The 23,138-nt window shown below is 71.1% G+C and carries 21 protein-coding genes and 1 riboswitch; of the genes, 9 read left to right on the forward strand and 12 right to left on the reverse strand.

Annotation, left to right across the window (positions count from 1 at the left end):
• Nucleotides 1–310 precede the first annotated feature (310 nt).
• A complete protein-coding gene (locus ACIRHA_RS42865; protein WP_403857579.1) occupies nucleotides 311–1,228 on the reverse strand; it encodes a LysR family transcriptional regulator in 918 nt (305 codons plus the stop codon).
• Between the two features lie 74 nt (nucleotides 1,229–1,302).
• On the opposite strand from ACIRHA_RS42865, the gene ACIRHA_RS42870 reads away from it, so the two are divergent.
• The gene (locus tag ACIRHA_RS42870) at nucleotides 1,303–2,244 is read left to right on the forward strand and encodes a DMT family transporter (protein ID WP_403857582.1); all 942 of its coding nucleotides are present in this window, start codon (nucleotides 1,303–1,305) and stop codon (nucleotides 2,242–2,244) included.
• A 227-nt stretch (nucleotides 2,245–2,471) separates the two neighbouring features.
• Here ACIRHA_RS42870 and ACIRHA_RS42875 read toward each other — a convergent pair whose 3' ends face one another.
• Nucleotides 2,472–3,803 (reverse strand): aminotransferase class I/II-fold pyridoxal phosphate-dependent enzyme, encoded by a 1,332-nt coding sequence (locus tag ACIRHA_RS42875; protein ID WP_403857585.1) that lies wholly within the window; start codon nucleotides 3,801–3,803, stop codon nucleotides 2,472–2,474.
• Between the two features lie 37 nt (nucleotides 3,804–3,840).
• Here ACIRHA_RS42875 and ACIRHA_RS42880 point away from each other — a divergent pair, with 37 nt between their 5' ends.
• Entirely contained in the window at nucleotides 3,841–4,527 is a 687-nt protein-coding gene (locus ACIRHA_RS42880; RefSeq protein ID WP_403857588.1) for a pyridoxamine 5'-phosphate oxidase family protein, read from the forward strand.
• Nucleotides 4,527–5,177, forward strand: coding sequence for an FMN-binding negative transcriptional regulator (locus ACIRHA_RS42885; RefSeq protein WP_403857591.1), 651 nt, complete (start codon nucleotides 4,527–4,529; stop codon nucleotides 5,175–5,177). Before ACIRHA_RS42880 ends, ACIRHA_RS42885 begins: the two co-directional genes overlap by 1 nt.
• A gap of 19 nt (nucleotides 5,178–5,196) precedes the next feature.
• On the opposite strand, the gene ACIRHA_RS42890 is transcribed toward ACIRHA_RS42885, so the two are convergent.
• The 3 genes from ACIRHA_RS42890 to ACIRHA_RS42900 form a co-directional block, all read right to left on the reverse strand.
• A complete protein-coding gene (locus ACIRHA_RS42890; protein WP_403857644.1) occupies nucleotides 5,197–6,102 on the reverse strand; it encodes a DMT family transporter in 906 nt (301 codons plus the stop codon).
• A 402-nt stretch (nucleotides 6,103–6,504) separates the two neighbouring features.
• Nucleotides 6,505–7,524, reverse strand: coding sequence for an EamA family transporter (locus tag ACIRHA_RS42895; RefSeq protein WP_403857594.1), 1,020 nt, complete (start codon nucleotides 7,522–7,524; stop codon nucleotides 6,505–6,507).
• A gap of 120 nt (nucleotides 7,525–7,644) precedes the next feature.
• Complete coding sequence (locus ACIRHA_RS42900; protein ID WP_403857597.1) at nucleotides 7,645–8,121, reverse strand: Clp protease N-terminal domain-containing protein; 477 nt, start codon at nucleotides 8,119–8,121, stop codon at nucleotides 7,645–7,647.
• 267 nt (nucleotides 8,122–8,388) lie between these two features.
• Between ACIRHA_RS42900 and ACIRHA_RS42905 the strand changes: the two genes are divergently transcribed.
• Nucleotides 8,389–8,817: an SRPBCC family protein gene (locus ACIRHA_RS42905; RefSeq protein ID WP_403857600.1), complete on the forward strand. Its 429-nt coding sequence runs from the start codon at nucleotides 8,389–8,391 to the stop codon at nucleotides 8,815–8,817.
• Between the two features lie 110 nt (nucleotides 8,818–8,927).
• Here ACIRHA_RS42905 and ACIRHA_RS42910 read toward each other — a convergent pair whose 3' ends face one another.
• Nucleotides 8,928–9,554 (reverse strand): PadR family transcriptional regulator, encoded by a 627-nt coding sequence (locus ACIRHA_RS42910; RefSeq protein WP_403857603.1) that lies wholly within the window; start codon nucleotides 9,552–9,554, stop codon nucleotides 8,928–8,930.
• Between the two features lie 183 nt (nucleotides 9,555–9,737).
• On the opposite strand from ACIRHA_RS42910, the gene ACIRHA_RS42915 reads away from it, so the two are divergent.
• Nucleotides 9,738–10,547: a PhzF family phenazine biosynthesis protein gene (locus ACIRHA_RS42915; RefSeq protein WP_403857605.1), complete on the forward strand. Its 810-nt coding sequence runs from the start codon at nucleotides 9,738–9,740 to the stop codon at nucleotides 10,545–10,547.
• Between the two features lie 6 nt (nucleotides 10,548–10,553).
• Here the strand turns inward: ACIRHA_RS42915 and ACIRHA_RS42920 are convergent, their stop codons facing one another.
• Nucleotides 10,554–11,333 carry a CPBP family intramembrane glutamic endopeptidase gene (locus tag ACIRHA_RS42920; RefSeq protein ID WP_403857608.1) on the reverse strand — a complete coding sequence of 260 codons (780 nt, stop codon included), beginning with the start codon at nucleotides 11,331–11,333 and terminating at the stop codon, nucleotides 10,554–10,556.
• A gap of 203 nt (nucleotides 11,334–11,536) precedes the next feature.
• Here ACIRHA_RS42920 and ACIRHA_RS42925 point away from each other — a divergent pair, with 203 nt between their 5' ends.
• On the forward strand, nucleotides 11,537–13,300 hold the full coding sequence (locus ACIRHA_RS42925; protein ID WP_403857611.1) for a substrate-binding and VWA domain-containing protein: 1,764 nt from the start codon (nucleotides 11,537–11,539) through the stop codon (nucleotides 13,298–13,300).
• Between the two features lie 20 nt (nucleotides 13,301–13,320).
• Here the strand turns inward: ACIRHA_RS42925 and ACIRHA_RS42930 are convergent, their stop codons facing one another.
• The gene (locus ACIRHA_RS42930) at nucleotides 13,321–14,841 is read right to left on the reverse strand and encodes a glutamate-cysteine ligase family protein (protein WP_403857614.1); all 1,521 of its coding nucleotides are present in this window, start codon (nucleotides 14,839–14,841) and stop codon (nucleotides 13,321–13,323) included.
• Between the two features lie 536 nt (nucleotides 14,842–15,377).
• Between ACIRHA_RS42930 and ACIRHA_RS42935 the strand changes: the two genes are divergently transcribed.
• On the forward strand, nucleotides 15,378–15,968 hold the full coding sequence (locus ACIRHA_RS42935) for a hypothetical protein (RefSeq protein WP_403857617.1): 591 nt from the start codon (nucleotides 15,378–15,380) through the stop codon (nucleotides 15,966–15,968).
• A 422-nt stretch (nucleotides 15,969–16,390) separates the two neighbouring features.
• On the forward strand, nucleotides 16,391–16,591 hold the full coding sequence (locus ACIRHA_RS42940; RefSeq protein WP_326023112.1) for a DUF5999 family protein: 201 nt from the start codon (nucleotides 16,391–16,393) through the stop codon (nucleotides 16,589–16,591).
• Nucleotides 16,592–16,642: 51 nt separating this feature from the next.
• Here ACIRHA_RS42940 and gcvP read toward each other — a convergent pair whose 3' ends face one another.
• Nucleotides 16,643–19,528 carry an aminomethyl-transferring glycine dehydrogenase gene (gene gcvP / locus ACIRHA_RS42945; protein WP_403857621.1) on the reverse strand — a complete coding sequence of 962 codons (2,886 nt, stop codon included), beginning with the start codon at nucleotides 19,526–19,528 and terminating at the stop codon, nucleotides 16,643–16,645.
• A gap of 185 nt (nucleotides 19,529–19,713) precedes the next feature.
• A riboswitch (glycine riboswitch) is annotated at nucleotides 19,714–19,809 on the reverse strand.
• A 123-nt stretch (nucleotides 19,810–19,932) separates the two neighbouring features.
• Between gcvP and ACIRHA_RS42950 the strand changes: the two genes are divergently transcribed.
• Nucleotides 19,933–20,307 carry a PRC-barrel domain-containing protein gene (locus tag ACIRHA_RS42950; RefSeq protein ID WP_403857624.1) on the forward strand — a complete coding sequence of 125 codons (375 nt, stop codon included), beginning with the start codon at nucleotides 19,933–19,935 and terminating at the stop codon, nucleotides 20,305–20,307.
• Here ACIRHA_RS42950 and ACIRHA_RS42955 read toward each other — a convergent pair.
• The 3 genes from ACIRHA_RS42955 to ACIRHA_RS42965 all read right to left on the reverse strand — a co-directional run bounded on the left by ACIRHA_RS42955 (nucleotide 20,250) and on the right by ACIRHA_RS42965 (nucleotide 23,052).
• Nucleotides 20,250–21,719 carry a DNA polymerase IV gene (locus ACIRHA_RS42955; protein ID WP_403857627.1) on the reverse strand — a complete coding sequence of 490 codons (1,470 nt, stop codon included), beginning with the start codon at nucleotides 21,717–21,719 and terminating at the stop codon, nucleotides 20,250–20,252. The two genes, ACIRHA_RS42950 and ACIRHA_RS42955, sit on opposite strands and share 58 nt — an antisense overlap.
• 46 nt (nucleotides 21,720–21,765) lie before the next feature.
• On the reverse strand, nucleotides 21,766–22,386 hold the full coding sequence (locus tag ACIRHA_RS42960; RefSeq protein WP_403857630.1) for a MerR family transcriptional regulator: 621 nt from the start codon (nucleotides 22,384–22,386) through the stop codon (nucleotides 21,766–21,768).
• 192 nt (nucleotides 22,387–22,578) lie between these two features.
• Nucleotides 22,579–23,052, reverse strand: a complete 474-nt coding sequence (locus ACIRHA_RS42965) for a bifunctional nuclease family protein (RefSeq protein WP_005475662.1) — start codon at nucleotides 23,050–23,052, stop codon at nucleotides 22,579–22,581.
• Between the last annotated feature and the right edge of the window lie 86 nt (nucleotides 23,053–23,138).

A 23,138-nucleotide genomic window follows, 5' to 3' on the forward strand; every position in this document is an offset into this window, starting at 1 on the left:
AGCCCCGCCGGCGATTGAGGCGCGGGGCCCGGGGCAGAGCCCCGATCTTTCAGCCCCGCCGGCGATTGAGGCGCGGGGCCCGGGGCAGAGCCCCGATCTTTCAGCCCCGCCGGCGATTGAGGCGCGGGGCCCGGGGCAGAGCCCCGATCTTTCAGCCCCGCCGGCGATTGAGGCGCGGGGCCCGGGGCAGAGCCCCGATCTTTCAGCCCCGCCGGCGATTGAGGCGCGGGGCCCGGGGCAGAGCCCCGATCTTTCAGCCCCGCCGGCGATTGAGGCGCGGGGCCCGGGGCAGAGCCCCGTGACGGTGACCTCACCTTTCGGCGAGCCGCCCGAGATCCGCCCCCACCTTCTGCAAAGCCCGCACCGCCGCGCGGATCGAGGGCCGCCGGTCCGCATCCGCGCGCCACACGACGTACACATGACGCCGCACCCTCTGCCGCACCGGCACCGTCGCCACACCCGCGGGCATCGGGTCGCGGCCGAGCAGCGGGACCACGCAGACGCCCAATCCGGCTGCCACCAGGGCGAGTTGCGTGTGTGTCTCCGCCGCGCGGTGGGCGATCTGCGGCTCGACGCCCTTGGCGCGCAGCGTGAACATCAGCCACTCGTCACAGAACTCCCCGCCACCCCACGTGATCCACTCGTCGTCGGCGAAGTCGGTGAGGTCGACCTCGCGACGATCGGCGAGAGGATGGTCGACCGGCATCGCGATATCGGTCGGATCATCGAGGATGTTGGCCTTGACCAGGCCCTCCGGCATCGGCATCGGCTTGTTGTACCAGTCCAGCACGACGGCGAGATCGAGGTCCCCGCGGATCACCTCGGCCACCGCGGCCTCGGGCTCCACCTCCTGTGACCGTACGCGCAGTTGCGGGTGCTCGGCGCGCAGCGCGGCGAGCGCGCCGGGGAAGAGGCCGCGGGCGGCCGTCGGGAACGCGGACAGCCGCAGCTCCCCCACGACCTGCCCGCGCTGCGCCTCCAGGTCGGACTGCGCCAGCTCGACCTGCGACAGGATGCGCGCCGCGTGCTCGGCGAGCAGCCGGCCCGCGTCGGTGAGCCGCACGCCGCGCCCGCGCTTGGCGAGCAGCTGCTGCCCCGCCTCGCGCTCCAGCTTGGTCATCTGCTGCGAGACGGCGGACGTGGTGACGTGCAGCCCCTCGGCCGCACCGCTCACCGACCCGTGCCGGGCCAGGGCATCCAGGACCCGCAGGCGCTCCAGGTTCAACATGTAAGCGATGCTAATCGGTACCCGGAAAACAATCTCGCTTGTGCTACGAAGATGTGGGAGCCAATCTGGACCCCATGAGCACGACGACCGCTTCCCGAGCCACTGCGGCTCCGTCCCCCACCGCCACCTCGCGACCGAGCCTCGACTGGCGCATCCGGTTCGGCGTACTCGCCCTCATCTGGGGCTTCAGCTTCCTGCTCATCAAGGTGGGCACAGAGGGCTTCGCCCCGTTCCAGGTCACGCTCGGGCGTCTGCTGTTCGGCGCGGCGGTCGTGCTCGCGGCCATGCTCGTGAAGCGTCAGCGACTGCCTCGCGGGGCCCGCACCTGGGGACATCTGGCGGTCGCGGCGCTCTTCCTCAACGCGCTGCCGTTCTCGCTCTTCGCGTTCGCCGAGGAGACGATCCCGTCGACACTCGCCGGGATCTGCAACGCGACGTCGCCGCTGTGGGGCATGGCGCTCTCGCTGGTCGCGCTCTCCGAGGACCGGCCCACGCGGCGCCGGGTCGCGGGCCTCGGCATCGGCTTCCTCGGCGTCCTGACCGTCCTCGGCGTGTGGCAGGGCTTCCACGGCCTGGACGTGGCGGGCACGGCGATGGCACTGCTGGCCTCGCTCTGCTACCCGATCGGCTGGATCTACGTCCGCCGCACGCTCGCGAACACGGGCGAGTCGAACGTGTCGATGATCGGGGGCCAGCTGTTGCTCGCCACCGCCCAACTGGCCCTTGTCACCCCGCTGTTCACGTCCTGGCCGACCCACTTCGCGATGGGTCCGCTGCTCGCGATCGCGGCGCTGGGCGCGCTCGGCACGGGTGTGGCGTTCCTCATCCAGTACGGGCTGGTGGCCGAGGTCGGACCGACGACCGCGCAAATGGTCACGTACTTCGTCCCGGTCATCGCCACGGCAGCGGGTGTCGCGGTCCTCGGCGAATCCCTCTCCTGGTCGACCCCGATCGGCGCGGCCATCGTTTTGGCGGGAGCGGCACTCACGCAGTCGCGCAGGCGGGCCCGGGGCTAGCGCCGCGACGCCTCCCCACGCCACGGGGCTCCGCCCCGGACCCCGCTGCTCAATCGCCGCAGGGGCTTAATAGTGCCGCGCCGCCTTGGGCAATCTGCCGCCTTGGGCGGCAGGGTGGGCAAGGCGGCACCACGGTGCAGCGCAACGAAAACCACAGGCCCGCCCCCGGCACGGCGAAGACCCCGGTGCCGCGCAACGAACCGCAGGCCCCGCCCCCGGAGCCCCCGTCACGCGTAGCGCCTCCGCGGACCCGACCCCACCGCCGCCGCCACGGCATCCGCCACCTCCCCGATCTCCCCCACCCCCAACCGGGACACGGTGATCCGCACCCCGGGAGCCGCCTCCATCCGGAACCGCGCCCCCGGCGCCACCGCCCACCCGGCGTGCAGCAACCGCGCCACCGCCCCGGTCTCGTCCGGCACCGGCACCCACACGTTCATCCCGCTGCGCCCGTGCGCCACCACCCCCCGCTCGGCCAGCGCAGCGACAAGCGCGTCACGCCGCCCCCCGTATGAGTCCGCGACGGCCACCGCGTCCACCGCCCCGGCCTCCCACAGCCCGGCCACGGCCCGCTGCGTGATGCGGCTGACCCAGCCCGGCCCGAGCCGCTGCCGACCCCGCACCCGGTCCACCGTGCCGGCGTCCCCCGTGAGCACGGCGAGCCGCAGATCGGGCCCGTACGCCTTGGCCACGGAACGTACGAACGCCCACTGCCGCGTGGCCCCGGCGAGCGGGTGCAGCGGCAGATCGACGATGCCGTGGCCGTGGTCGTCCTCGATGAGCAGGACCTCCGGGTGCGCGCCCAGGATCGCGCGCAGCGCCTTCGCCCGGCCCGAACCCACCGCGGCGCCGGTCGGATTCTGCGCCCGGTCCGTCACCACGATCGCCCGGACCCCCGCGGCCAGCGCCCGCTCGACGTCGTCCGGCAGCGGCCCCTCGTCGTCCACGCCGACCGGCACCGTCCGCAGCCCGAGCGCGGGCACGAGGTCGAGCATGCTGCCCCAGCCGGGGTCCTCCACGGCGACCGCGTCCCCCTGCTTGAGGTGCACGGCGAGCACCCGCTCGATGGCGTCGAGCGAACCGGACGTGACGGTGACGGGACCGTCCGGCACCCCGTCCGCGTCGAAGTCGGCCCGCGCGCGGCGCACGAGACCCGGCTCCAGGGAGTCGTCCCCGTACAGCACCGGCTCCTTGTCGGCGAAGGCCGCGGCCGCCGTGAACGCCTCCACCAGCGAGGGCAGCAGGGCGGTGTCCGGATTGCCGTCCGACACGTTCCGCACCCCCTCCGGCACGTCCACACGGATGGCCTCGCGCGCGGTGATGACCGGTTTCGGGCGCACCCGGCTGCCGCGCCGCCCGGCCGTCTCGATGACCCCGCGCTCACGCAGCGACCGGTACGCGGCCGCGACCGTATTCGGGTTCACCCCGAGCTGATCCGCCAACTCCCGCATGGGCGGCAGCGGTTGGCCCGGCTCCAGGTCCCCGGCGATGACCGCGCGCTCGACGCTGGCGCGGATCTCTGCTGCGCCGCGCCCGCTGATCCGATACTCTCCTAGCACAAACAGCATTATGTACTAGTGCAATGGAGTTCGCAACATGAGCGTCACCCAGGAACAGTCAGCCGCCTCCTACGCGCCCACGGAGCGCACGATCCCGACCCGCGCCAAGGAGCGTGCGGCGTACGACCACGCCCTGGTGCACTCGATACTCGACGAGACCTACCTCTGCCATCTCGGCTTCGTCCGCGACGGCGCCCCCGTCGTACTGCCCACGCTGTACGCCCGTATCGGCGGGCGGCTGTACGTCCACGGCTCCACCGGCTCGCGCCCCCTGCGCATGGCGGGCGACAAGGAGCAGCAGGACCCCGGCCTGCCGGTCTGCGTGACCGTGACCCACGTGGACGGCCTGGTTCTCGCCCGCTCCGCCTTCCACCACTCCATCAACTACCGCTCCGTGGTGGTGCACGGCACAGCGCACCAGGTCACGGACACCGAGGAGAAGCGGCTCGCCCTGGACGCGGTCGTCGACCACGTGGTGGCGGGCCGCGCCGCCGACTCGCGGGCCGCGAACGCCAAGGAGCTCGCCGCGACGGCCGTGCTCCGCATCGACCTCTCCGAGGTCTCGGCGAAGGTCCGCGCGGGCGGCCCGAACGACGAGCCCGAGGACATGGATCTGCCGCACTGGGCGGGCGTGGTCCCGGTACAGCGCGGCTACGGTGAGCTGCTCCCCTCGGACGACCTCGCCGACGGCATCGACGTTCCGCCGTACCTCAAGGGGCTGTGATGCTGATCCACCCCTGGGACGCGGCGCGCGACACGGCCGAGTGGCAACAGTGGCTCGCCGCCCACGACTTCGGCCAGCTCGCTGTCAACGGCCTCGCCGGCGAACCCCCTTTCGTACAACCCATGCACTTCGCGTACGCCCCTCAGGGCGCGGGCGAGTACGGCGAGGTGGTCGCCCACCTCGCCCGCCCCAACCCCCTGTGGTCCGCACTCGACGCGAACCCGGAGGTTTTGCTGAGCGTCGTCGACGACTACGCCTTCGTGCCGGGCCCCTGGCAGGCGCCGCCCGACGTCCTGCCGGAGCACGGCACGCCGACCAGCGTCTACGCCGCCGTCCAACTCCGCTGCACCGCGCGCGTGGTGGACGATCCGCAGGAGAAGGCCGAGCTCCTCAACCGGCAGGTGGGCCACTTCCAGCCGCCCGGCCTCTCGGTGCCGGTGGCCGCGGGCGAGGCACCGTACGGCCGGATGCTGCCGGGCATCCGGGGCCTGCTCCTCGAGGTGACCGACGTACGGGCCAAGTTCAAGTACGCGGGTCACAAGCCCGAGGAGGTCCAGGACAAGATCGCGGCGGGCCTCGCCGGTCGCGGCGACCCGCGCGACGCCGCCGCCCTCGCCACGCAGCGACGACGGCGTCACCAATCCGCGTAGCGGGGCGGGCGGCTGGAGATCAGTTCGTCGACCGGGCCTCCGCCGCGGCGAGGCCCGTCACCGCCGCCAGCATCAGGGCGGTGCCCGCGACGGTCGCCGCCGTGAGCTCCTCGCCGAGCAGCGTGACCGCGATGACGGCAGCGCCGACCGGTTCGAGCAGCATGATCACGGAGACGGTGGCGGAGCGCACCACCGCCGCGCCCGCGAAGTACAGGGCGTACGCGAGCGCGGTCGGCACGGAGGCGATGTACGCCAACAGGCCGAGCACGACGAGGTGGTGGCCGGTGTGCGGCACCAGGCCCTCGACCGCGCCGAGCGGCAGCAGCGCGAGCGAGGCGACCGCGAACGTGCCCACGGTCGTGCCGACCCCGCCCCCTCCCCCGCCGTGCCGGCCGAACCACCGCGTGAGCAGCGTCATCACGGCGTACCCGGTGGCGGAGAGCAGCGCCCACCCCACTCCGAGCGGGCGCACCGCCGCCCCGCCACCGCCGAGGACGAGGACCGCGAGCCCGCCGAGCGCCCCGGCCACGGACAACAGCCCGCCCACGCCGAGCCGTTCCCCCAGCAGCACGCGCGCCCCGACCGCGATGAGCACGGGCCCTGCGCCGAGCGCGACCACGGTGCCGACGGCGAGCCCGGTCGCCTGCACCGCGGCGAAGTAGGCGGTCTGGAACACGGCGAGCGAGAGCCCGAGCACACCGAGCCGGACGGCCTTGCGGCCCCTCGTCTCGTACGACACGGGGGCAGGCCCGCACCGCAGCGCCCGCACGACGACCAGCAGCACGAGCCCGCCGACGCAGCGCCAGAACGACAGGGCGGCGGGCCCCAGACCACCGACCCGGAACACGAGCGAGGCGGCGGCGCCCGCGGTGCCCCAGGCGGCACCGGCGACGACCAGGTACACCAGCCCGCGGGCGACCGGCAGTTGACGTACGGCCCCAGAAGCGGGCCCGGATACGGGCCCAGAAGCGGAACCGGCAGCGGAGCCGGATACAGAAGCAGAATCAGCAGGCGCGACTGCGCCCGCCTTGACGACACGCGACACGTGACACTCCACGGAGAACGGCCCTCCGCCGGAAGCCGGGAGGGGGCCAGGAACACGGACCGTCGTGAGCGGACGGCCGCGTCCCTCCGGGAAGCGCCGCCCGCGGCAGGGCAAGCACGGCGCCGGGGAACACTTCAGGCAGCACCGCTTCGACCGGCACCTTCAGGTGGCGGTCCCACGGTGGCGTGATCCCCGGTCGACCGGGCCCGGCCACGACGGCCGGGCAGCCCTCAGCCGGCCGGGGGCGGAAGGACGAGTGCGCATGCGTGCATGTCCCGCAGCCTAGAGAGCCCCGCCGGAGCGCGACAACGCATTTTCCGGCGCGACGTCGGACGGGGCCGGCGGCCGCGCGGCCGGCCTCGACGACTGTGCGATGAGTGCCCCGACCAGGACCATCGCCCCGCCGAACAACTGCGGCCCCGACAGGTGCTCCCCGAGCATCACCCAGGCGAGGACGGTCGCGACGACCGCCTCCAGGCAGGCCACGACCCCCGCCACCTGAGGCGAGAGGAGGCGCACCGACACCACACCGGTGAGGTACGCGACGACCGTGGCGAGCAGCACGATCCAGCACAGCAGCAGCCACGCGGGCACGGCCGTGCCGTCCATGGAGGCACTGCCCGCGAGCACCGACCAGTCCATGCCCCAGGGGCGGGCGATGACGGTGAGCAGCACGGCGCCGATGAGCAGCCCGTACGCGATCACACCGAACGGGTCGGGCACCTCGGCACCGGACTCCGCCGCGTCACCACCGTGGTCGGACAGGACGAAGTAGCCGACCTGACAGCAGGCCGCGCCGAGCGCGAGCAGCAGGCCGAGCACGTCGAAGCCGAGCCCCGACCACACCTCGACGACACAGGCGAGGCCGGCCACGGCGATCACGACGCCGAGCGCGGCGGCGCGCGTCACGGGCTTGCGCTGCACGAAGCGGACCCAACCGAGTACGAGCGCGGGCGCCAAGTACTCGATGAGCAGGGCGACACCGACGGGGATGCGGGAGATCGCGGCGAAGTAGCAGGCCTGCACACCCGCCACCGCGAGCAGCCCGAACCCGGCGAGCAGCGCGGGCCTGCGCAGCACGAGCGCACGGTGCCGCCAGGCGACGGGCAGCATGACCAGGGCGGCGCCCGCGACGCGCAGCCACACCACGTGGAGCGGGTCCAGCCCCGCCTCGATCAGTGGTTTGGCCGCCACCCCGGAACCGCCGAACGCGAGCGCGGAGAGGAGGGCGAGGCCCATTCCCATGCCGCGCCCGCGGGTTGCCTGCTTCCCCGAAGACCCCATCGACTCGTGCACCGGCACATCATGGCAGGGCGCGTCAGGACCGTCATCCCCATTGACCCCTGTCTCACGGGATGGACGCGGGCAGCGTCAGCGGACCAGCCGTGTCAGTGGACTGGCCCCGTCAGTGGACCGGCCGTGTCAGCCGAGCCGCCGGCGCAGCCCCGCCACATCGACGCCCGCCCGGCCGAGCACCTCGACCGCCCGACACTCCGTGTCCGCCGCGAGCGCGGCGAGCACGTCGACGCCGCGCGCCCGCTCCTCCCCACGCGCCGCGGCCCGCTCCACGCCCGCCTCCATCGCGGCGGCCGCGACCGGCGACCAGCCGGGTGCGGAGCGTACGAGGGGGACGGCTCCGGAGTCCTCCACCGAGCCCTGCCAGCGCAGCCCGTACCCGATGCTGCGCTGCACGAGATAGCCGAGCAGCCGCGCCACCTGCGCGCCTTCCGGAAATGCGCCGCGCACGTCGGGGTCCGCCTCGAGGAGGGAGTGCAGCAGGTGCGCGGTGTCGATCTGCTGGTCCCCGTCCCGGACCGCGCGGCGCCGGGCGCCCGCGACGACCGCCGCGAGCTCGTCGCTGAGCTGGGCGTCTGCCTCGGGCGGGGTTGAACTATGCACACACATAACCCCATCAGGACCGGTCGAAAGGAACATCCACGGTGAGGAGCATTCTTTTGTCCGACACAAGTTGGGCACTGATCATGAACGTCTCCTCCTTACGGATGAGATCGAGCCATCGGCCCCCGAGGGGATCCCGAAGGGGCCGGGCACCTCGACCCGGAACTGACGGGTCATCAGTATTGAATGTTCGAGGCCACGCGGCTACTTTCCGCGACGACGCGTCATCGAAGCCCGTCACGGCTCTCGACTCAAAGGGGTGGCCACATGGCCGAAGTCAGCGCGGAAGCACGCATGGAAGCGCCCACGGAGAAGGTCTGGGCGCAGCTCACCGACTTCTCTTCGTACGGGAAGTGGAACGCCACCCACACCGACTTCCCGAAGGGCGGTCCCGCCTCACTGGAAGTGGGCGGACAGTTCGAGGAGAACATGAAGCTGATGGGCTTCCCGGCGGAGATCACCTGGACCATCGAGGAACTCGAGACCGCCCGAACCTTCGCCATCAGGGGCAAGGGCCCCATGGGCGTGAACCTGTTCATGCACTACTCGCTCGCACCGGACGGCGACGCGACCACGGCCCGCATCAAGGGCGAGTTCACCGGTGCGGCTGTCTCGCTGATGGCAGGCAAGCTCAAGGACTCGGCGACGGCCGCGCTCGACGAGTCGCTGCGCAAGCTGAACGGACTCGTGACCTGACCCTGTCCGTTCGTACGTACTACGTACGTACGCGAAGAGGCGCCCCGCACCTGTAGGTGGTTCGGGACGCCTCTTCCGTGCTCTGTGGCCTGTCCTGGCCCGCACGGGACTCAGTCCTCGTCGGCGAGGATCAGGTACAGCTTCTTGCGCGCGTCATTGATGACGGAGAGCGCCTTCTCGCGCTGCTCCTTGCTGCCGGTCTTCCAGACCTGGCCGAACGCCTCCATCAGGCCGAAACCGGCCTGCCGGATCTCGTTCATGGCCTCCCAGTCGACGCCGCGACCGGCCTCCTCCCAAGGGGCGTCGGGCCCCTCTTCGGCGGCGGTACGGCCGTCGTCGGTGAGCGAGAAGAGCTTCTTGCCGCCCTCGCTCGCGCTGGCGATCAGACCCTCGTCCTCGAGCAGCTGCAGCGTCGGGTAGACCGAGCCGGGGCTCGGCTTCCACGCGCCGCCGCTGCGCTCGGCGATCTCCTGGATCATCTCGTAGCCGTGCATCGGCCGGTCCTGCAGCAGGGCCAGGATCGAGGCACGCACGTCACCGCGCCGCGCCCGTCCGCGAGGTCCGCCACCGCGACCGCCGCGCCCCCAGGGGCCGGGGCCACCGGGGCCGCCGAAGCCGGGCCCGAAGGGCCCGAACGCCGCACGCCGGCTCTCGAAGCCGCCACGCTCGAATCCGCCCCTGCCGTGCTGGCCGGGGCCGAAATTTCCGTGTCCGTGTTCATGTCCGTGGTTACGCATGGGAATCAGTCCTTTCACAACTGATCGCGGGTTTCATTGAACGCGATCATCAACCGATCGCGATGCCTCAACGATATATCGGGACTGTTCGGATGGCAAGCCCCCGAGTGCTTCAGGAAGTCAGGCCAGCCGCACCGGATTGGCCTTGGCCGGTTGTCAGTGGCCTCAACTACCGTCTCTGACATGCGTATTCGTATCGTCGACGCCTTCACCGACCGGCCCTTCGCCGGCAACCCCGCCGGCGTCCTGCTCCTGGACGCCTTCCCCGACGACGCCTGGCTGCAGAGCGTCGCCCTTGAGGTCAATCACGCCGAGACCGCCTTCGCACACCCTCTGCCCGAAGGTGGCGATGCCGACTGGGCGCTGCGCTGGTTCACGCCCGCCACCGAGGTCGACATGTGCGGGCACGCGACCCTGGCCACGGCCCACGTACTGCACTCGACCGGGGTGACGCGCGGGCCCGTGCGGTTCGCCACGCGCTGCGGCGTGCTCGTGGCCACGCCGGGCGAGGACGGTTCGCTCACCCTCGACTTCCCGACGGCTCCGCTCACCGAGGAGCCCGCCCCCGCGGGGCTCGCCGAGGCCCTCGGCACCGATCCGCTCTCCGTGCACGACACGGGCCCGTCCGTCGGCGACCTGGTCGTAGAGCTCACCGACGAGAAGACCTTGCGGGCGCTCACCCCCGACCACAAGGCGCTCGTGGGCCTCTCCCGGCGCGGCATCATCGCCACCGCCCGCGCCGAGGACCCCTCACGGGGCTATGACTTCGTGTCGCGCTGTTTCTTCCCGGGTCTCGGCATCGAGGAGGACCCGGTGACCGGGAGCGCGCACACGGCACTCGCCCCGTTCTGGGCGGCGCGCCTGGGCAGCGAGGAGCTGACCGGGCTGCAGGCCTCCGCCCGCAGCGGTCTCGTAGGCGTCGCCCTGCGCGGTGAGCGCACGCTCCTGACCGGCCGCGCGGTCACGACCATCGAGGGCGAACTGCACGCATGACAGTGGCTACGCGGTGGGCAGCCAGTCCACCTTGCCCGCCAGCACGGCGTATCCGACGAACGCCCCGATGTCCAACAGGGAATGGGCCACCACCAGTGGCCCGACCCGTCCCCACCGCCGATACAGAAAGGCGAAGACGACGCCCATCGCGAGGTTCCCGAAGAACCCGCCGATGCCCTGGTACAGGTGGTACGAGCCGCGCAGCACCGACGACGCGACGAGCGCCGTCCCCGGCGTCCACCCCAACTGCCCGAGCCTGCGCAGCAGGTACCCGACGACGATGACCTCTTCCAGTACGGCGTTCTGCACCGCCGAGAGGATCAGCACCGGGTACTTCCACCACACGTCGGGCAGCGCCTCCGGCACCACCGTGAGGTTGAAGCCGAGGCCGCGTGCGGCGAGGTAGAAGGCGATCCCCGCGCTGCCGATGACGGCGGCGACCGCGGCGCCCCGGCCCGTGTCGAACCACGGACGCTTCCGGTCGAAGCCGATCGTGCGCATCCCCTCGCCCTCCCTGAGCAGGAAGTGCGCGACGAGCGCGACCGGCACGAGGGCGCTCGCGATGCCGAACAGCTGCCAGGCGAGGTCGAGCCACGGACGGCCGGGCGCCGCCGAGGCGTTCAGGGTCGCCGCCTGGTCCTTGAGACCGCCGGGTTTCGTGACAGAGCCGACGAAGCTGATGAGTGCGGACACACCGCTCGCACCGAGCGAAAGCCCCAGAACGAGCAGCGTCTCGTCCCGCAAAAAGCGCCGCGAGAGCCGCCCTTCGGGAGAAGAACCGGGCATCGGTTCCGCCTCCACCTGCACACCTGCCTCCAGTTGGTAAATCCCGCCGCATCCGTCACAGCGCCCCGCTAGGGTCTCGAATGCAGGTACGAAGATCGCGTGCGACAGGCCGAGGGGGCCGAGGCGACGCAATTCGGCGCACCGCTCCCCTCCGCCGCTTATACCGCAACTGCCTTTGTGGCTCAGGGAGGGGTTCCACCGCCATGGGACGTCACAGCAGCATGCCCGACGAGTACGGGACGGCCGACGCCGCACCCCGTCCCCGCTCGCGCGGGCGCACCGTGGCCCTCGCGACCGCCCTCGTCGTCGTGGTCGCGGCGGGCACGGCCGCGGTGTTCCGCCCCGAGCTGCTCGGCCTCGGCAGCGGATGCGGGGACGAGGTCCATCTCGATGTGGTCGCCTCCCCCGACATGGCCCCGGCGCTGCGCGAGGCGGCGGAGCACGCCCGCCGCGAGAAGCTCACCTCCGACGGCAACTGCCTCGACGTCGCCGTCACCGCGCGCGACGCGTACAAGGTCGCCGACACCCTGCGCGCGGGCAAGAGCGCGGCGGACTTCCAGGTCTGGGTGCCGGACTCGGACGTCTGGGTGCAGCGCGTCACCACGGGCACCGGGGACACCAAGGTCACACCGGCCGGCAACGTCGCCTCTTCACCGATCGGCGTGGGCATGGTTCCCACGGCCGCGAAGTCCTTCGGCTGGCCGCGAAAGACGTACACGTGGGCCCAGTTGACGGGCGCAGCCATGCAGGACGACAAGCTGCGCCTGGGCGCCGCCGATCCCGCCCGCAGCGCCAGCGGACTGCTCGCGCTCACCAAATTGGCCGCCGCGTCCAAGAAGGGCGACGGCACCCAGGCCGCTTCCATGGCCAAGAGTCTCTCGCAGCGCACGTCCGACAGCGACGCGCAGCTCATGGACACGGTGCCGCGCGACGACTCCGGCACCGAGCAGGGCAACCCCAAGCGCAACGAGGCGCTGATCCTGTCCGAACAGGCCGCGTACGCGCACAACAAGGAGGCGGGCGACGCGGGTTCGGTCGACCTCTTCTACCCCAAGGACGGCTCCCCTGCCCTCGACTACCCGTTCTCGCTGGTCGGCGAGGACCGGCTGAGCACCGACGAGAGCCGGGCGGCCGTGCGCTTCATGACGCTGCTCGGCGCCCCCGAAGGCCGCTCGATCCTGGAGAGGCACGGCTTCCGCACGGACAGCGGCCGGTCCCCCGCGACGGTCGTCTCACGGGCCGGCGGCCGCTCCCCGCAGCCGTACGCGCGCGTGGCGGCCAAGGCGCCCACCGAGGAGCAGCTCGAGGAGACCCTCGGGATGTGGACGATCACGGTGCAGAGCGCCCGCATCACGACGGTCGTGGACGCGTCGGCCTCGATGGGGAACATCGTGCCCAGCCGCGGCGAGTCACGCATGGAGGTGACGAAGGCGTCGATGCTGGCGGCCCTCTCCACGTTCACGCCCGAGGACGAGATCGGCCTGTGGGAGTTCGCCACGTTCCTCGACGGCGACCGCGACTACAAGAAGCTCGTACCGACCGAGCGCCTCGGCGACCACGTCGGTTCCGGCACCCGGCGCGACCGCCTGTCGGCCGCTTTCACCGCGCTGCAGCCGGTGCCCGGCGGGGCGACGGGCCTCTACGACACCACGCTCGCGGCCTACAAGGAGGCCACGTCCTCGTACAAGAGCGGCAGGTTCAACGCCGTCGTGGTGGTCACGGACGGTGTCAATGAGGACCAGGGGTCGATTTCCCGCGAGAGCCTGATCAAGAAGCTGGAGAGCCTCACCGACCGCGACCGCCCCGTCCCGCTGATCGTCATCGCCGTGGGGCCCGACACCGACAAGCGGGAGGTCGAGCAGGTCGCCGAGGCGACGGGCGGTTCAGGACACCAGGTCAGCGACCCGGCGGACATCCAGCAGGTCATCCTGAAGGCCATCATCGAGGCGGGCGCCAAGGGCAGCTGAACCGGCCGGTCGCCTTCCACTCACCCCAGCGGAACGGTCGGCTCCGGCAGCCCGACCGGCCAGTTGTGCACCGGCTCGCCCCCGTGCATCAGCTCGCAGTACCGGCGCGTGGTCGCCGCGAGCGCCGCGTCCCGCGCCAGACCGCTCTCCAGGGCCCGGTGATACGTCGCCGACTGCCACGCCGCGCCGTTCATCCGCAGCCGGCACCGCTCCTCGATCACTCCCAGATACCGGTCCCTGTCCGCCGGTTCGACTCCCCAGGCATCGAGCCCGGCCGCCGCGATCGGCAACAGCTCGTCCCGTACGAGGTGCACGGCCGGCACCCGCTCCGTACCGCCGAACCGGCCCCTTCGCGGCCACTCCAGGCGCGCGTCGATGCCGTACCGGCAGGCGGTGTCGAAGTTGCGGGCGGCCGCGGCGAAGGGCAGCCGCGACCACACCGGCCGGGACTCCTCGGCGAGGGCGCGGACGACGCCGTAGTAGAACGCGGTGTTGGCGATGACATCCGTGACGGTGGGCCCCGCGGGCAGCACCCGGTTCTCGACGCGCAGGTGCGGCACGCCGTCCGCGACGCCGTACACGGGGCGGTTCCAGCGGTACACCGTGCCGTTGTGCAGGACGAGTTCGGCGAGGCTCGGGGTGTCGCCCTTGGCGATGACGTCGAGCGGCCGCTCGTCGTCGAGGATCGGCAGCAGCGGGGGAAAGTACCTCAGGTTCTCCTCGAAGAGGTCGTACGCGGAATCGATCCAGCGCTCCCCGAACCAGGTGCGGGGCCGCACGCCCTGCGCCGCGAGCTCCGGTGGCCGGGTGTCCGTGGACTGCTGGAACAGCGGTGGCCGGGACTCCTGCCAGAGCTCACGGCCGAACAGGAAGGGCGAGTTGGCGCCGAGCGCGATCTGCACGGCGGCCACCGCCTGCGCCGCGTTCCACACATCGGCGAAACGCCCCGGCGTCACCTGGAGGTGCAACTGCACGGACGTGCACGCGGCTTCGGGCGCTATCGAGGAGGACGTGCAGGTCAGCCGCTCGACACCGGCGATGTCGAGCGCGAAGTCCTCGCCGCGCGCGGCCACGATCCGGTCGTTGAGCAGGGTGTAGCGGTCGACGTCCGACAGGTTGGCCGAGACCAGGTCGTCCGTGCTCAGCGTCGGCAGAATGCCGATCATCACGATGCCCGCGTCGACCTCGTTCGCCTTCCGGTGCGCATATCCGAGCCCCGTGCGCAGCTCCTCGGCGAGCTGGTCGAGAAAACGGCCGCCGAGCCGGTGCGGGGCAATGTTCACTTCGAGATTGAACATCGCGAGTTCGGTCTGGAAATCACGGCTCGCGATGCGCTCGAGAACTTGCGCATTCATCATTCTCGGCAGCCCGTCGGGCCCGGCGAGATTCAGCTCGATCTCCAGCCCCATGAGATTCTGCGGACGGTCGAAGCGCTTCTCGTCCAGCAGTCGCCCGAACCCCTCCAGGCACTCCCTCAGCTTCTCCCGATAGCGCCGCGGATCGGCCAGACCGACCGTCCCCGCAACGACCTTCTCCCCCATGGAAGCGTCCCTCCTCGCACGGGCGACCCGTTGATGCACCGTCCCGGCCGCGTGTCACGGTGGATGATGCCCCGGCAATGAGATCCATAACGCCCCGCGCGCACCCACGGAGCAGTACCCTCGGTGCGGTTACCCGCGGGCACATTCCTCAGGCATGCGGCCGACCACGCATTCCGACGCTTGCGGCCCTGGTCATAAACGCCGACAAGAACACGCCGACCGCTCGGCCGAAAGACGCCGAGGTCACACACGGCGAGCCCCTCAGAAATGGGGAGGATAGCCACAAAACCCCAGGGGAACCCCGCCCGAATAGCACCTTGCGAAATACGGGCGGCATGGTAGCGGAAACACTCCGTGAACACGCATCGTATAAACTCCGCTGACGAGACCGAGAGTTGGCGCCCGCGGTCCGGATTCGGACCGGACCCCCGCCCCCTCTGTCCCGTGTACCCCTTGTGCACCGCAGCAGACAGCGTCGTCCGCTCGTCCCGCACCACCCTCGCATCACATGCCTGTCGAATGAGAGGCGACCCACCATGCCGCTGTACGTCCCGCCGGCTCCCGCGCCCGCCCTGCGCAGTGTCCTCACGGCCCTCGGTTCCCCCACCGCCGTCCGCGAGGCACGCACCCCGTCCCTGCGCGCCGCACAGGGACCCGCCACCCCTGAACTCCCGCTGCCGCTCCATGTGTTGGACCACATCACCGAGACCACCGGTCCCTCCAGGGCCCGCCTGACCGGCTGGCGCTTCCTGATCCGCTGCGGGGAACGCGCGGTGGCGGCGGCCGACACCATGCTCACGCCGGACGGCTGGGCCTTCTCGCACTTCTTCGAGGGCCCCTACATCAGGTCCACCGAACGGGCCCTGCGTCAGGCGGAGTCGCTGCCCCAGGCCTACCAGCCGCGGCTGCTCTCGGTGCCCGAGCTCTACATGCTCACGCTGTGGCTGCACGGCGAGCGCACCGCGGACCCGGCGAGCGGCCAACCGGCGGCCGACGACATCCTCGTCCCGCTCGCACCAGCCCCGCCCGGCATCGCCCCGCACCGCCCGCACCGGGTGGCCGAACTCCTGCCGGTCCTCACCCACCGCCTGACGCCGGCCCCGGCCGCCGCCGGACTGCTCGCCTGACCGACCGGGGCCCGCCGACGGCCCCTGTCGCCCGCACCTGTGCCCCGCACCGCCCGCCGTCCGGTCGCGGGGCACAGCTCTGCCCGAGCGGACTAGCCCGTACCGACCACTCCTAACCACCCGAAGGGAGAGTGGAGTTGGACTGAACCGTCCGCACGGGTGATGCGTCTCCAACCCATAAGGACCGCTGCAAGGAAATCCCTGCGGATTGACGCCCACAGGGCAACACTGGGTTCCAGAACTCACGAAATCGGGGGGCGGCCATGAACAAGCCTTCAAGCCGCAGCACGACAGGCACCACCAGCACCGCCAGTACAGCAAGCACCGTGAGTACAGCAAGCACCGTGAGTACAGCAAGCACCGTGAGTACAGCAAGCACAGCCCACGTCATCGAGATCACTTCGCAGCGAAAGATCCCATCCATGTGCCAGCACCAGCCAGCCTGCCCGACAGCGGAATCCGAGGACAGGGAAGCCGCGCTTCCTGTGGCTCACCATCCCGAGCAGGGGTGGAGCCTCCTCTGCAACGGGGTCCTGCTCTTCGAGGACACCGGCGAGCTGCTGCCCAGTGGCAGGATCATCGCCCCGCACCGCCCACTGGGCACGGTCGTGACGGCGGCGTAGGGATCAGCTGAGCAGGACTGCGCGACCCGTGGCCGCGCAGTCCCGAGTGGATCAGCCCTCGTAGGCGTCGAGCGGCGGGCAGGAACACACCAGGTTCCGGTCGCCGAACGCCTGGTCGATACGCCGCACCGGCGGCCAGTACTTCTCCGAAGCGACCACCCCGGCCGGGAAGACACCTTCTTCCCGGCTGTACGCGTGCTCCCAGTCGCCGCCGAGCATCCCGGCCGTGTGCGGAGCGTTCCGCAGCGGGTTGTCCTCGGCCGCCCACTCGCCGGAGGCGACGCGCTCGATCTCGCCGCGAATCGCGATCATCGCGTCGCAGAACCGGTCGAGCTCCCCGATGTCCTCGCTCTCGGTGGGCTCGATCATGAACGTCCCAGCGACCGGGAACGACATGGTCGGCGCGTGGAACCCGTAGTCGATGAGCCGCTTGGCGACATCGTCGATGCTCACGCCGGTCGCCTTGCTGAGCGGCCGCAGGTCGATGATGCACTCGTGCGCGACGAGCCCGCCCGGACCGTTGTAGAGCACCGGGAAGTGCGGCTCGAGCCGCTTGGCGATGTAGTTCGCGGAGAGCACGGCCACCTGCGTGGCCCGCTTCAGCCCCTCGCCGCCCATGAGCCGCACATACGCCCAGGAGATCGGCAGGATTCCGGCGGAGCCCCACGGCGCCGCGGAGATCGGGCCGACACCCGTCTCGGGGCCCGCGGCCGGCTGCAGCGGGTGGTTCGGCAGGTACGGCGCGAGGTGCTCGCGCACACCGACCGGGCCGACGCCCGGACCGCCGCCGCCGTGCGGGATGCAGAACGTCTTGTGCAGGTTCAGGTGCGAGACGTCGCCGCCGAAGCGGCCCGGCTTGGCGAGCCCCACCAGCGCGTTGAGGTTGGCGCCGTCGACGTAGACCTGGCCGCCCGCGTCGTGCACGGCGGCGCAGATGTCGGCGACGTGCTCCTCGAAGACGCCGTGCGTCGACGGGTACGTGATCATGAGGACGGAGAGCTGCTCGGCGTACTGCTCGATCTTGGCGCGCAGGTCCTCGATGTCGACCTCGCCGTCGTCGGCGGTCTTCACGACGACGACCTTCATGCCGGCCATCACGGCGCTCGCCGCGTTCGTGCCGTGCGCGGAGGACGGAATGAGGCAGACGGTCCGCTGCTCGTCGCCGTTCGCGCGGTGGTAGCCGCGGACGGCGAGCAGACCGGCGAGCTCGCCCTGCGAACCGGCGTTCGGCTGCAGCGACACCTTGTCGTAGCCGGTGACCTCGGCGAGCCGCTCCTCCAGCTCACGGATGAGCGTCAGGTAGCCCTGCGCCTGCTCGGCGGGGGCGAAGGGGTGCAGCTGGCCGAACTCGGGCCAGGTGACCGGCTCCATCTCCGTCGTCGCGTTGAGCTTCATCGTGCAGGAGCCCAACGGGATCATGCCGCGGTCCAGCGCGTAGTCGCGGTCGGCGAGCGCCCGCAGGTAACGCAGCATCGCCGTCTCGGAGCGGTACTGGTGGAAGACGGGGTGCGTCAGGTAGTCGTCCTCGCGCAGCAGCCCGCCCGGCAGCGTGTCCGCCGCCTCGGCGTCCAGGGCCTCGATGTCCGCCTCGACACCGAACGCGCTCCATACGGCGCCCAGTTGGGCTCGCGTGGTGGTCTCGTCACAGGCGAGCGAGACGTGATCGGCGTCCACGAGGCGCAGGTTCACGCCACCTTCGCGCGCGGCGGAGACGACCTCGGCGGCCTTGCCCGGCACCCGCACGGTGAGGGTGTCGAAGTACGCACCGTGCACGACCTCGACGCCGCCCGCCGTGAGCCCGGCGGCGAGCAGGGTGGCGTACCGGTGGGTGCGCCGCGCGATGGACTTGAGGCCCTCGGGCCCGTGGTACACGGCGTACATGCCGGCCATGACGGCGAGCAGCACCTGTGCGGTACAGATGTTGCTGGTCGCCTTCTCGCGGCGGATGTGCTGCTCACGGGTCTGCAGGGCGAGGCGGTACGCCTTGTTCCCGTCGGCGTCGACGGACACACCGACCAGACGGCCCGGCAGCGAGCGCGCGAACTTCTCGCGTACGGCCATGTATCCGGCGTGCGGACCGCCGAAGCCCATCGGCACACCGAAGCGCTGCGTCGTACCGACGGCGATGTCCGCACCGAGGTCACCGGGCGAGGTCAGCAACGTAAGAGCAAGAAGGTCGGCGGCGACGGTGACGATGGCGCCCAGTTCGTGCGCCTGGTCGATCACGGGCTTGATGTCCCGCACCACGCCGGAGGCGCCGGGGTACTGCACGAGCACACCGACGACGCCGCGCTCGGCGACCTCGGCCGGAATGCCCTCGCTGAGGTCGGCGACGACGATCTCGACACCGGTCGGCTCGGCGCGCGTCTCGATCACGGCGATGGTCTGCGGCAGGGCGTCGGCGTCGATGACGTAGACACCGTTCTTGACCTTGCCGACGCGGCGCGACAGGGCCATCGCCTCGGCGGCCGCGGTGCCCTCGTCGAGCAGCGAGGAGCCCGAGGTGGGCAGTCCGGTCAGCTCGGCGACCATGGTCTGGAAGTTGAGCAGCGCCTCGAGGCGGCCCTGCGAGATCTCCGGCTGGTATGGCGTGTACGCCGTGTACCAGGAGGGGTTCTCCATCACGTTGCGCAGAATGACCGGCGGCGTGAACGTCCCGTAGTAGCCGAGGCCGATCATCGAGCCGAGCACCTGGTTGCGCTCTGCAAGGGACTTCAGCTCGGTGAGCACCTCGGCCTCACTGCGGGCGGCCGGAAGATCGAGCGCCTCGGCGCTCTTGATCACATCGGGCACCGCGGCCGCGGTCAGCTCGTCCAGCGAGCCGTAGCCGACCTGCGCGAGCATCTTGGCCTGAGCGGCGTCATCGGGGCCGATGTGGCGCTGCTCGAAGGGGATTCCTCGCTCCAACTGGGAGAGCGGAATACGGTTGGCTGTCATTGCGGAGGCCTCCTGGTCAATGCGACCTACGAGGGGCACCAGGGCGCGGGTACCCGGACGGCCTCCCCCTCTGTCATCTCAACCTGAGAGCTTCACCGGCCCACCCCGCGACAACACGGAACACACCGGCTTGCACCGTCGGTGAGGGCGGAAACCGTGCACCCCGCCCTGCTTTCCAGAGTGACCTCGTCCGTGCGGTACAGGGGCCTGAGAGATTCCGGGGAGGAGTTGCTCCTTCGGCGCCCCCGACGACTGTCGGAAGACTCTCCCGCACGTGGTCAGCAGCCGTTCGCCAGCTTACCAGCGGCTACATGGCCGGAGCCCCCGAGTGGCCGCCTTCCACAATGTGCTCTTTCGTAGTGTTTACAGACCAGTTGCGATCATCGCGATCAGTTGGAGGGCCCGTGCAGACCGATGTCGATCCGCGCAATCTGATCGGCCGCAAGGCTTTCGACCGCAGCGGGGCCAAGATCGGCACCATCGACGAGGTGTACCTGGACGACGCCACAGGCGTGCCGGAGTGGGCCGCGATACGAACCGGCCTGTTCAGCCGCGACGCGTTCGTCCCGCTGGAGCCCAGCGACTTCACGGACGGCGCGCTGAACGTGCCCTTCGAGCGCTCCCTGATCAAGGACTCCCCCGACTTCGGCGTGGGCCGCCATCTCTCCCCGGAGCAGGAACTCCAGCTCTACCACCACTACGGTCTGGACATCACGGCTCCTCAGTCGCCCGACGTCACGTTCGGCACGGTCGCAGGCGCGGAGGACGACCCGACCTGACCCTCGGCCCCCTCGGCCCCTTCGACGGCTTCGACCGCTTCGACCGCTTCGACCAGCGGCAGCGGATCCGCCGCCTCCAGCTCGGGATCATCGACCCGGAACGTCCGCACCCGCCCCGGCACCTGCGCGTACGGCGTCTCGAACCGCACGGTCACCCGCCCGAGCCCGCTCCCCTGCACCCACCCGGGCCCGAACTCGGCATGCCGCACATCGTGCCCGGCCAGCCACTTCCGCTCCACGGGCGTCGGCTCGGGCTCGGCCGCCTCCACGGGCTCGACCGGCCCCGCGTCCCCCTCCGGCTCCCCGGCGGCCGCCTCCTCCGCGGCGGCCTCCTCCGCGGCGGCGAACTGCGCGAACAGGTCCTCCTGCGTGAAGTCGGCGAGCCCGCTGACCCCGACCCCCAGCAAGCGCACGCCACCGGTCGTGTCCACGCTCTCCAGCAGCCGCGCCGCAGCCTCCCGCACCACCCCGGGATCGTCCGTCGGCCCCCGCAGCGTCTCGGAGCGCGTCAGCGTCGAGAAGTCGTAGCGCCGCACCTTGAGCACCACGGTCCGCCCCGAGCGCTCGGCCGCTCTCAGCCGCTCCACGCAGCGGCCGGCGAGCCTGCGCACCTCCATCCGGACCCGCACCCGGTCATGGATGTCCACGTCGTACGTGTCCTCGACCGATACGGACTTGGAGTCCCGCTCGGCGACGACGGGCCGCTCGTCGCGGGCGAGCGCCATCTCGTACAGGTGGCTGCCGTGCGCCTTGCCGAGGAGCCTCACCAGCTCGTCCTCGCCGGCCCCCGCGATCTCCTCCACGGTCAGGATCCCCGCCCGCCGCAGATGATCCGCCGTCGCGGGCCCGACGCCGGGCAGGATCCGCACGGACTGCGGCCCGAGCAGCGCGCGCTCGGTACCGGGACGTATGAGCACCAGCCCGTCCGGCTTGGCCTCCTCCGAGCCGATCTTCGCGAGCATCTTGGACGCGGCGATCCCCACCGACCCGGTCAGACCGGTCACGCGCCGGATGTCGGCCCGCAGCCGGTGCCCCACGGCCTCCGCCGAAGCGGCGTCCCAGGCCGCTTCACCGGCCTCCAGATCGACGAACGCCTCGTCCAGGCTCAGCGGCTCCACGAGCGGCGATAGGGCGCCGAGGAGCCCCATCACCTGCTCGCTGATCTCCCGGTAGAGCCGGAAGCGCGGCACCAGATAGGCGGCATGCGGGGCGAGCCTGCGCGCCTGCCCCATCGGCATCGCCGAGTGCACCCCGAACTTCCGCGCCTCGTACGACGCCGTGGCCACGACACCGCGCGGACCAAGCCCGCCCACGACGACCGCTTTCCCGCGCAGGCTCGGCTTCGCCGCCTGCTCCGCAGAGGCGTAGAAGGCATCCATGTCGAGATGCAGGATCGTGGGCGCGGTTCTCACATCACCGATGCTGCCCTACGCCACTGACAACACGGCGGTACGGACCTCACACGGCCCGGCCCCGCCGCCTCGCGAGCTCGTCCGTGGGGTTCGGCGGCACGATCGTCTCGCCGGTGTCCACGCGCTCCCCGTGCAGCTGCGAGAGCGCGGCATCCACATCCCGCCAGACCACGCCCACGGCGATCCCGAAGACCCCCTGGCCGCCCTGGAGCAGATCGTGCACCTCGTCCGGCGACGTGCACTCGTACACGGTCGCACCGTCGCTCATCAGCGTCATCCGCTCCAGATCCCGGAACCCGCTCTCGCGCAGATGCTGCACGGCCGCCCGGATGTTCTGCAACGAGACGCCCGTGTCCAGGAACCGCTTGACGACCTTGAGGACGACGACGTCCCGGAAGCTGTAGAGCCGCTGTGTCCCCGATCCGTACGCGGAGCGCACACTGGGTTCGACAAGGCCGGTCCTGGCCCAGTAGTCGAGCTGCCGGTAGGTGATGCCGGCCGCCGCACATGCCGTCGGCCCCCGGTATCCCAGCTGCTCGGAAGCGGCCGAGCCGCTCTCCCCCGCCACCGCAGGCACGGCCTGCGGGCGCTGCGGAGTGTGATCGGCCGCGCTGCCGTGAAACAGGTACGGACCGTCCGTCGCCGTACCGTCGCCGCTGCTTCTCACGCCGACCTCCTCATTGACCTGCCTCATCGACGTTAGGCAGTCACAGGGGGTGCGTCAACGAACGCCACACTAGGCACGCCGAGTGATAATCACCCTAAGAGTGGTTTCCCGTGACCCACCGCCGGGAAAGGCTAGCCGAATGTCCCGAAGGCGCCGCCGCTCGACGGCCGGGCCCGGCCGTCGGCCGGGCGGTCACTGGCTGTTGGTGCCGAAGTCCTCGGGAGAGATCTGGTCGAGGAACTCACGGAACTTCTCCACCTCGTCCTCCTGCTCGTCGGGGATCGCGATCCCCGCGTCATCCAGGACCCCGTCACTGCCGAAGATCGGCGTACCGGTGCGCAGCGCCAGGGCTATGGCGTCCGACGGGCGGGCGCTGACCTCGACCCCGCTCGCGAACACCAGCTCCGCGTAGAAGACGCCTTCGCGCAGGTCCGTGATGCGCACTTCCGTGAGCTCCTGGCCGACCGCCTCAAGTACATCCTTGAAAAGGTCGTGCGTCAGCGGACGCGCGGGCGCCATGCCCTGCTGGGCAAAGGCGATCGCGGTCGCCTCCCCCGGTCCGATCCAGATGGGGAGGTACCGGTCGCCTCCCACTTCACGCAGGAGCACGATCGGCTGGTTGGAGGGCATTTCGACCCGGACACCTACGACGTCGAGCTCGTTCACACAGCAACCCTAGGACGTGCCCGGTCGGTTTGGGTAGTCGGGCAGCCACCGAGGACCGGGCCATCGGTGCTCACCCGCGCCCACGA

The organism is Streptomyces sp. NPDC102360 (assembly GCF_044766085.1).
Classification (GTDB): Bacteria; Actinomycetota; Actinomycetes; order Streptomycetales; family Streptomycetaceae; genus Streptomyces.